Below are 7,853 nucleotides of genomic sequence, written 5' to 3'. Positions count from 1 at the left end.
CCGTCACTGATCGGCGATCTGGCGGAAGGCGTTTTTATTCTCGGCGGGGTATTCCTGCTGTGGTACAGGAGGATCGGTGGAATTGTCAGTAGTCATCAACGCGAGAAGGCCAGAAAGGCGAGGTATGACTGGGCGATGACACATCCTTTGGCCGCTTTTCAAATGGCGATTTCGGCGGGGCAGGAAGCCTATTCAAAAGGGTATAGTGGTCCACCATAGCGTTTATCAGCAATACAGAAGCCTGCGGAGGACGCCTCTACAGCGTGATTTCTTTCAGCCCGGCTTAGGCAGCATGCTTATGACACAACTCTTTGGCCCAATGCAGATACCATACCGGGGATAGCCCTCGCCAAAGGACGCGTATCTGTATCTGCTGAGAGCACCAGCATCAGGAGCGCATCCGCTCCCACTGGCACAAAGAGTGCCGTATGCCTGTCACAGCGAATGCTGATCTCTTGTGCCGGGCATTCGGTAAGACCAGAACCGATATGCTCCGCAAGACGCATAACGGCAGCCCCGGCGATACCAACAAGACTCTGGTCCGCTATCGTTTCTCCCTTCTGAAAAATCACCGCCCCTTCGTTGGAGATCAGAGCGGCACCTTGTATTTCTGGCGACATGGCGTCTAGCTGCGCATTGAGATCGTCAAACATCTCCTGATTCAAGATGCACCTCCTTCAGAGATTCTCGGGAATAGGAAACTGAAAGTCTTTCTGGGTCAACAGGTCAGGTCCTGATTCCAGTCCATCGAACCAGTCGAGGAAAGCCGTGACCGTCTCCCGTCCTTTAAAGGATGCGCCGTGCTGCGGCACAATCCATTCGATATCCATACCCCGTACCATATTAGTCCAGAGTCTACAGACCTTCTGACCGCCCATATAACGACGGTGGAAGCCATCCATGGAGGTTGCCGCACGATGTGCCGCAAACGCCTCCGCGCCTTCGATCACCTTGGAGGCATCATGCCCACTGACCAGGTTAGCACCCAGATCTCCGGAGAACAGAATTTTGCTCACCGGATCGTAAACCTGGAAATTGCCCACCGAATGCATGTAATGCGCGGGCACGACAAAGAGTTCCTGCCCCGCCAGATTGACCCTCATGCCCTGCGGTGGAATGCCGATGACCCGCCCTGCGGTCATCCCCTTCGAGCAAAAATGCGGCAGGAAACGGGTCCATTCATTAGCGATGAGAATCTTCGCGTCGGTGATCAGCAGCCAACCGTTGGCAGAGGCAACAATATCCGGGTCCTCATGAGAGGCAAACACATAATCGAGATGCGCCGGCAGGAAATAGCTCGCCATCTCTGCCAGCAGGTTCTTGTACGTGAGGTTACCGCCCGGGTCGAGCAGCATCCCTTCACCATTATTAACAATGAGAAACTGGTTGGCCTGAATCCCCTCGCCTTCCACCAGATCGGTGAAGGCTATGCATTTATGCGTTCCGTTGTCATACAGCAACTGGGACATTATAGACTCCTATGCAGGTGATACCGGCCTGGCGTTGAACAGACCAACGGAATTAGGACATTTATACCATGGAATCATAGCATGTCATTATTCGTTTTAAAATTGTTACAGACTCCGCATAAGTAACCCACCTGGTCCGCCCCATGGCCCCTGGACGATCCCGTAAAGCCAAGCATCTCCACCGACGAGGCGGGTATCCATCCTGGCAATTGGGAATTCTGGGGGATGAAACTGGACTGTCCGGCTTAAGTACCTAGCCGGGGCTTTGGCCGTGCTTGCATAGCGGCGACGCCTCTTTTACAATGTGGACATTCCGTTGAGCTGAATCAGCGCAGCGCGAATCAGAACGCTCCCTCCATCAGGAGGTTTGGGTACGACAGGTCTCCTGATCGTGCCTTTTTTATTTTTAACTGCCACTTTTTTCGGAGGCCGTGGGATTTATGGGTGAGATTACGAGGGCGCTCATCAGCGTTTCCGACAAGCGGGGCGTAGTAGAATTTGCCCGGCGGTTGCAGGATTTTGGGGTGGAGATACTCTCTACCGGCGGTACCGCCAAAGTCTTGACGGCCGATGGTGTCGCGGTGCAGGAAGTGGGCGACTACACTGGTTTCCCGGAACTGCTGGAAGGCCGCCTCAAAACCCTGCACCCCAAAATCCACGGCGGACTACTGGCGAAGCGCGACAACAGCAGCCACACCCGGCAGATGGTCGAGCATGGCATCCCCGCCATCGATCTCCTCTGCGTCAATCTTTATCCCTTCGCCGAGACCATCGCCAGCGCCGATTGTACTCGGGAAGAAGCCATCGAAAACATTGATATCGGCGGCCCGACCATGCTCCGTGCGGCAGCGAAGAACTGGGAGGGCGTCACCGTTCTCGTCGACCCCAATGACTATGCCGCCGTGCTGCAGGAGATGGAACAGAGTTACGGCGGCGTCGGTGCCAGCACCCGCTTCCTCTTGGCCACCAAGGTCTTCGCCCACACGGCGCGCTATGACGGTGCTATTGCCAACTATCTCTCCAGCCTCAGTCCCGATGGCAGCCGGACAACCTTCCCGCAGACCCTGTCCCTGCAATTTGAGAAAGCGCAGGATCTGCGCTACGGCGAAAATCCCCATCAGGCCGCCGCCTTCTACCGCGATGGCAGCGGCGGCGGACTGGCGGACGCCCATCAGTTGCAGGGCAAGGAATTATCTTACAACAACATCGGGGACGGCGATGCCGCCGTCGCGCTGGTGATGGAATTTGCCGAACCCGCCTGTTGCGTGGTGAAGCACGGCAATCCCTGCGGCGCGGCCGTGGGGCCGGATCTGCTCAGCGCCTATCAGCGCGCGTGGGCCGGCGATCCGGTATCCGCCTTCGGCGGCATCGTCGCCTGTAACCGGCCGCTGGATGCCCAGACCGCTGAACTCATTAGCGGTCAGTTCATCGAGATGGTACTGGCGCCCGCCATTTTGCCCGATGCCCGGCCCATTCTGGCCAAAAGGAAAAATCTGCGGGTGCTCGCCTTTGACGATGGTAGCGCCTGGCGGCGGGCAGGCTGGGATTACAAGCGCGTGCGGGGAGGTCTGTTGGTACAGGACTTTGATCAGGCCATGGAAGCGGAAGCGGACTGGAAAGTGGTCTCAGAACGCACGCCGACGGCACAGGAAACCCGTGACCTCGCCTTTGTCTGGCGGGTCGGTAAATACGTGCGTTCCAACGCCATTGTCTATGGCCGCGAAGGCCAGACCGTCGGCATCGGTGCGGGACAGATGAGTCGGGTGGATGCCGCCAGATGCGGGGTAGCCAAGGCACTGGAACTGGGCTTCGATCTGCACGGTGCGGCGCTGGCTTCGGATGCTTTCTTCCCTTTCCGCGATGGGGTCGATGCAGCGGCTGCGGCGGGCGTAAAGGCGATTATCCAACCCGGCGGCTCCATCCGTGATGAAGAAGTCATCGCCAGCGCCAATGAACACGGCATCGCCATGGTCTTCACCGGCGTGCGCCATTTCCGGCATGGTTGAGGAGAGAACGCAGATGGGCGCGAAAGTCATGGTCCTCGGCGGTGGCGGACGCGAACATGCCGTCGCCTGGAAGCTGGCCCAGTCGGCGGAGGTGGCGGAGGTCTGCTGTGTGCCCGGCAATCCCGGTACGGCGACGGAGGCCAAAATCCATAATCTGGCCCTGAAGCCGACGGATACCGATCAGGTGGTCGCCGCCGCCCATGCGTTGGGCATCGCGCTGGTCGTCATTGGCCCCGAAGCCCCATTGGTAGCGGGCGTGGGTGATGCCCTGCGCCGGGCCGGCATTCCGGTCTTCGGTCCCAATGCCGCCGGAGCGATGCTGGAGGGCAGCAAAGCCCACGCCAAAGCCTTCATGGAGCGGCACGGTCTTCCTACCGCCTGTTACGGACGTTTTACCGATACCGGCACGGCGCTGGACTACCTGCGCAACCATCCGTTGCCGGTGGTGGTCAAAGCCGATGGCCTGGCCGCTGGCAAGGGGGTCGTCGTAGCCTTCGCGCGAACAGAAGCCGAAGCCGCCGTGCGTCAGTTCCTGCAATGGGGACCCATCATCATCGAAGAATTTCTTGAGGGGGAGGAAGCCAGTTTCATCGCCATTGTGGTGGACGGTCAAGTCCTGCCGCTGGCGGGGTCGCAGGACCACAAGCGTCTGCTGGACGGCGATCAGGGTCCCAATACCGGCGGCATGGGTGCCTATTCCCCCACCCCCATCCTCGACACCGCCATGAGCGAACGGGTATTGCGCGAGGTGATGCGCCCCGCGGCACAAGGGTTGATGACAGATCGCACGCCCTACTGCGGCTTTCTCTATGCCGGCCTGATGATCGGCTCCACCGGACCCAAGGTGCTGGAGTTTAACTGCCGACTGGGCGATCCCGAGACGCAGCCGCTGATGATGCGTTTGCGTTCCGACCTCTATACGCTTTTGCTGACCGCGGCCCGCGGCGATCCGCTGCCGAAGGCTCTCGACTGGGACAGTCGCGCTGCCCTCTGCGTCGTGCTGGCGGCTGCGGGTTATCCTGATCATCCGCAGGTAGGTGACCCCATTCTCGGTCTCAACAAGACGCAGGGGGATGCGGTCAAAATCTTCCATGCCGGGACTACGGCAGACGACGACACCGTCATCACGGCTGGTGGTCGGGTGCTCGGCGTCACGGCACTGGGAGAAAGCCTGGCGATTGCGCAGCAGCGGGCTTATGCCGCCGTCGCCGATATCCGCTGGCCCGGCCTGCAGTATCGGCAGGACATCGGCTACCGCGGCCTGCGGCGCGCCTGACCGCGTTTTCGGCTGATGCTGCCCAGCCATCCGCGCCGTCAAGATATTCGTCGGGGGGTAGCGCATTTACGGCGCGGTGGGGTCATCGCCTATCCTACGGAAGGGGTCTGGGGACTGGGCTGCGACCCGCGCCGCCGGCGTGCGCTGCGCCGGGTTCTGGTCCTAAAAAGGCGGCCACAACATAAAGGCGTTCTTCTGGTAGCAGGCCGGGTGGCAGAAACCCGACACTACTGGTCAGCGCAAGTAATAGACCCGACTCTGCTGGCACGGCTCTGGCCCGGAACGACACTGGTACTTCCCGCCGCACCGAAGGTCCCCTCCTGGATACGCGGACGCCATGAGGGCATTGCGGTGCGGATCAGTACCCATCCGGCTATCGTCGCGTTGTCGCGGGTCTTTGGCGGCGCCATGGTCTCCACCAGTGCCAATCCGGCAGGGCAACAACCGGCCCGTGACCTGCGCACCTTGTACCGCTATTTTGGTCATTCCCTGTGGGTACTACCAGCCCGGATGGGGGGGCAACGCCGCCCCAGCCGTATTGTCGATGCCCGCAGCGGTCGTATCTTACGGGAGTAAAAGCATGCAACAGCCATCCTTAGACGAAATGGAAACTTTCCTCCGCAACCTGCAGGATCGCATCTGCGACGCCCTGGAAGCGGCAGACGGCACAGCGAAATTCCGCGAAGATCTTTGGGAACGGCCCGGCGGTGGCGGCGGCCGCACCCGGGTTATTGCCGACGGCGCTTTGCTGGAAAAAGGCGGGGTCAACTTCTCAAAAGTCCATGGCGACCAGCTTCCCGCCTCGGCTACCGCACACCGCCCAGAACTGGCCGGACAGACCTTCACCGCCCTTGGCGTCTCACTGGTACTGCATTCCCGCAACCCCTACGTCCCCATCGTTCACATGAACTACCGATTTTTCTCGGCGGGACCAGTGTGGTGGTTCGGCGGCGGCGCCGACCTGACGCCCATCTACGGCTTTGAGGAAGACGCCCGGCATTTCCATAGCACCCTCAAAACCGCCTGTGATCGCCACGACTCGGGCTTTTATCCGCGCTTCAAAGCCTGGTGCGACGACTACTTCACCATCAGGCACCGTCAGGAAATGCGCGGTATCGGTGGTATCTTTTTCGACGACCTCAACGGCGATGGCGAGCTTCTGCAGGCCTTCTGGGAGGATATGGCCAACAGCTTCCTCGACAGCTATCTGCCCATTGTCGCCCGGCGCCGGGACCTGCCCTACGGTGAACGCGAGCGGCAATTTCAACTCCTGCGCCGAGGGCGCTATGTGGAATTCAACCTCGTCTATGACCGCGGCACCCTCTTCGGCCTGCAGTCCGGCGGGCGCACCGAAAGCATCCTCATGTCCCTGCCGCCCCTGGCGGCCTGGGCCTACGACTGGCAGGGCGAAGCCGATAGCCCCGAAGGCCGCCTCAAGGAAGACTTCCTCACACCCAGGGATTGGGCATGAGCTACGGCCTGCTGCGCCCCCTGCTTTTTACGCTGGACCCGGAGCGCGCCCACACCCTGAGCATCGCTGCGCTGGAAGCACTGGGGCGCATGCCACAGAGCATGGCCTACCTGACAAAGCACTATAGCGTCACCGATCCGCGTCTGGCGCAGGACTTTTGGGGCCTGCATTTTCCCAACCCCGTCGGTCTCGCTGCCGGCTATGACAAGGACGCCCGCGCCGCCGCCATTCTCCCTGCCCTCGGCTTCGGCTTCATCGAAATCGGCACAGTGACGCCGCGTCCGCAGCCGGGTAATCCGCGCCCCCGGGTCTTTCGTTATCCGGCACAGCAAGCGGTCATCAACCGCATGGGTTTCCCCGGTGAAGGGGCTGCGGCAGTTGCCCGAAGACTGGCGGCATTACCTGGCCATCCGGTGCCTATCGGCATCAATCTCGGCAAAAACAAGGACACCCCGCTGGATCAGGCGCAGGACGACTATGTCACCGCGCTGGAGTTGCTCTTTCACTATGGCGACTATCTCTGCATCAATGTCAGTTCACCCAACACGCCGGGGCTGCGATTATTGCAGGGGGAGGAGGCCTTACGGGGGCTGCTCAGTGCCGTTGCTGCGGCCAACCAACGTCTGGCCGTGCAGCATCAGCGCCCCCCTCTGCCTCTGCTCCTGAAGCTTGCTCCAGATCTGGATAATGATGACCTCAACGCTATCGGTGGTCTGGCCTTAGGCACGGAACCTCTGGTGGATGGTTTTGTCGCCACCAATACCACTGTAGAACGCCCGGTTTCCCAGCCCGGACTCTCCGAAAGCGGGGGCCTGAGCGGTGCACCATTGCTGGAGCAATCCAATGCCGTCATCGCGCAACTCTATCGTGCGACCCAGGGACAGGTACCCATCATTGGCGTCGGTGGTATCCTCAGTGCGGCAGATGCCTATGCCAAGATCCGGGCGGGAGCCAGTCTATTGCAGGTCTATAGCGGGCTGATTTTTCGGGGACCGGAACTGGTGCGGGAGATTCTGGAAGCCCTGCCGGGGCTGTGGTTAAAGGATGGTTATCCTGATCTTGCGCACGCGCGGGGTAGTGCCGCCTGATATCCTCTCCGCCACAGCGTCCGAACGGTTCTTATGGCGATTTTCCGCTTGTTAGAAATCCCTGGACATGTTAACCAGTTAAAAACAAGTTTCATGAGCCATCAATGAATAACACCTATTATTCAGGCCAGTTATTCGCATTATCCAAAGAGTATTTTCCATGATGCATAAAATCCATATCAGCGGCTTCATAATGCGCATTGCAGGCCTCCTGGTTATTTTCGGATCACTGGCGGGCTGTGCTGCCGTCTCTGATACCGCATCAGCGACCGGGGATATGGTCAGTGCAGGGGCGTCCCTGATCCCCTGAGCAACTCTCGGATTTCCACCGCAAGCGTCTGCTTCCCGTAGAGACGCAGGCTTTTCCGGGTCTGCACAAACTGGCCATGATGACCTCGTGCAATATGCGGAATGGGTTACCACTGGTGAGATCAAAATAGCAAAAATCCGGTGACCGTAAGGCCACCGGATAGAGGATTTTTAGAAATCCGCCGCTAACCTGCGGATGTCAATCAGACTTTAGAACTTGGCCGCCACGCTGGC

At 59.7% G+C, this 7,853-nt stretch carries 9 protein-coding genes; 7 read left to right on the top strand and 2 right to left on the bottom strand.

Annotated elements, in window-relative coordinates:
* A partial coding sequence (locus tag AC2VNK_RS05410; protein ID WP_486883101.1) for a hypothetical protein occupies positions 1 to 219 on the top strand: 219 nt, incomplete at its 5' end.
* A gap of 77 nt (positions 220 to 296) precedes the next feature.
* Here the strand turns inward: AC2VNK_RS05410 and AC2VNK_RS05405 are convergent.
* Both AC2VNK_RS05405 and AC2VNK_RS05400 read right to left on the bottom strand, forming a co-directional pair.
* A complete protein-coding gene (locus AC2VNK_RS05405; protein ID WP_486883100.1) occupies positions 297 to 665 on the bottom strand; it encodes a roadblock/LC7 domain-containing protein in 369 nt (122 codons plus the stop codon).
* A 12-nt stretch (positions 666 to 677) separates the two neighbouring features.
* Positions 678 to 1,469: an oxygen-binding di-iron domain-containing protein gene (locus AC2VNK_RS05400; RefSeq protein ID WP_486883099.1), complete on the bottom strand. Its 792-nt coding sequence runs from the start codon at positions 1,467 to 1,469 to the stop codon at positions 678 to 680.
* A gap of 440 nt (positions 1,470 to 1,909) precedes the next feature.
* On the opposite strand from AC2VNK_RS05400, the gene purH reads away from it, so the two are divergent.
* The 6 genes from purH to AC2VNK_RS05370 all read left to right on the top strand — a co-directional run bounded on the left by purH (position 1,910) and on the right by AC2VNK_RS05370 (position 7,620).
* The gene (gene purH, locus AC2VNK_RS05395) at positions 1,910 to 3,475 is read left to right on the top strand and encodes a bifunctional phosphoribosylaminoimidazolecarboxamide formyltransferase/IMP cyclohydrolase (RefSeq protein ID WP_486883098.1); all 1,566 of its coding nucleotides are present in this window, start codon (positions 1,910 to 1,912) and stop codon (positions 3,473 to 3,475) included.
* A 13-nt stretch (positions 3,476 to 3,488) separates the two neighbouring features.
* Positions 3,489 to 4,751: a phosphoribosylamine--glycine ligase gene (gene purD / locus AC2VNK_RS05390; protein ID WP_486883097.1), complete on the top strand. Its 1,263-nt coding sequence runs from the start codon at positions 3,489 to 3,491 to the stop codon at positions 4,749 to 4,751.
* 15 nt (positions 4,752 to 4,766) lie between these two features.
* Positions 4,767 to 5,327: an L-threonylcarbamoyladenylate synthase gene (locus tag AC2VNK_RS05385; protein WP_486883096.1), complete on the top strand. Its 561-nt coding sequence runs from the start codon at positions 4,767 to 4,769 to the stop codon at positions 5,325 to 5,327.
* A 4-nt stretch (positions 5,328 to 5,331) separates the two neighbouring features.
* Positions 5,332 to 6,222: an oxygen-dependent coproporphyrinogen oxidase gene (gene hemF, locus AC2VNK_RS05380; RefSeq protein ID WP_486883095.1), complete on the top strand. Its 891-nt coding sequence runs from the start codon at positions 5,332 to 5,334 to the stop codon at positions 6,220 to 6,222.
* The gene (locus AC2VNK_RS05375) at positions 6,219 to 7,310 is read left to right on the top strand and encodes a quinone-dependent dihydroorotate dehydrogenase (protein ID WP_486883094.1); all 1,092 of its coding nucleotides are present in this window, start codon (positions 6,219 to 6,221) and stop codon (positions 7,308 to 7,310) included. Before hemF ends, AC2VNK_RS05375 begins: the two co-directional genes overlap by 4 nt.
* Positions 7,311 to 7,470: 160 nt before the next feature.
* Positions 7,471 to 7,620, top strand: a complete 150-nt coding sequence (locus AC2VNK_RS05370) for a hypothetical protein (RefSeq protein WP_486883093.1) — start codon at positions 7,471 to 7,473, stop codon at positions 7,618 to 7,620.
* Positions 7,621 to 7,853: the final 233 nt, after the last annotated feature.

This window comes from Acidithiobacillus sp. TH-A35 (assembly GCF_057473505.1).
This window is presented reverse-complemented; position numbering and strand designations above follow the sequence as displayed.

Bases quoted from the DNA above. Each gene is read 5' to 3' on its own strand.
- AC2VNK_RS05400 (WP_486883099.1), bottom strand. From the start codon at position 1,469: ATGTCCCAGTTGCTGTATGACAACGGAACGCATAAATGCATAGCCTTC.
- purH (WP_486883098.1), top strand. From the start codon at position 1,910: ATGGGTGAGATTACGAGGGCGCTCATCAGCGTTTCCGACAAGCGGGGC.
- purD (WP_486883097.1), top strand. From the start codon at position 3,489: ATGGGCGCGAAAGTCATGGTCCTCGGCGGTGGCGGACGCGAACATGCC.
- AC2VNK_RS05385 (WP_486883096.1), top strand. From the start codon at position 4,767: ATGCTGCCCAGCCATCCGCGCCGTCAAGATATTCGTCGGGGGGTAGCG.
- hemF (WP_486883095.1), top strand. From the start codon at position 5,332: ATGCAACAGCCATCCTTAGACGAAATGGAAACTTTCCTCCGCAACCTG.
- AC2VNK_RS05375 (WP_486883094.1), top strand. From the start codon at position 6,219: ATGAGCTACGGCCTGCTGCGCCCCCTGCTTTTTACGCTGGACCCGGAG.
- AC2VNK_RS05370 (WP_486883093.1), top strand. From the start codon at position 7,471: ATGATGCATAAAATCCATATCAGCGGCTTCATAATGCGCATTGCAGGC.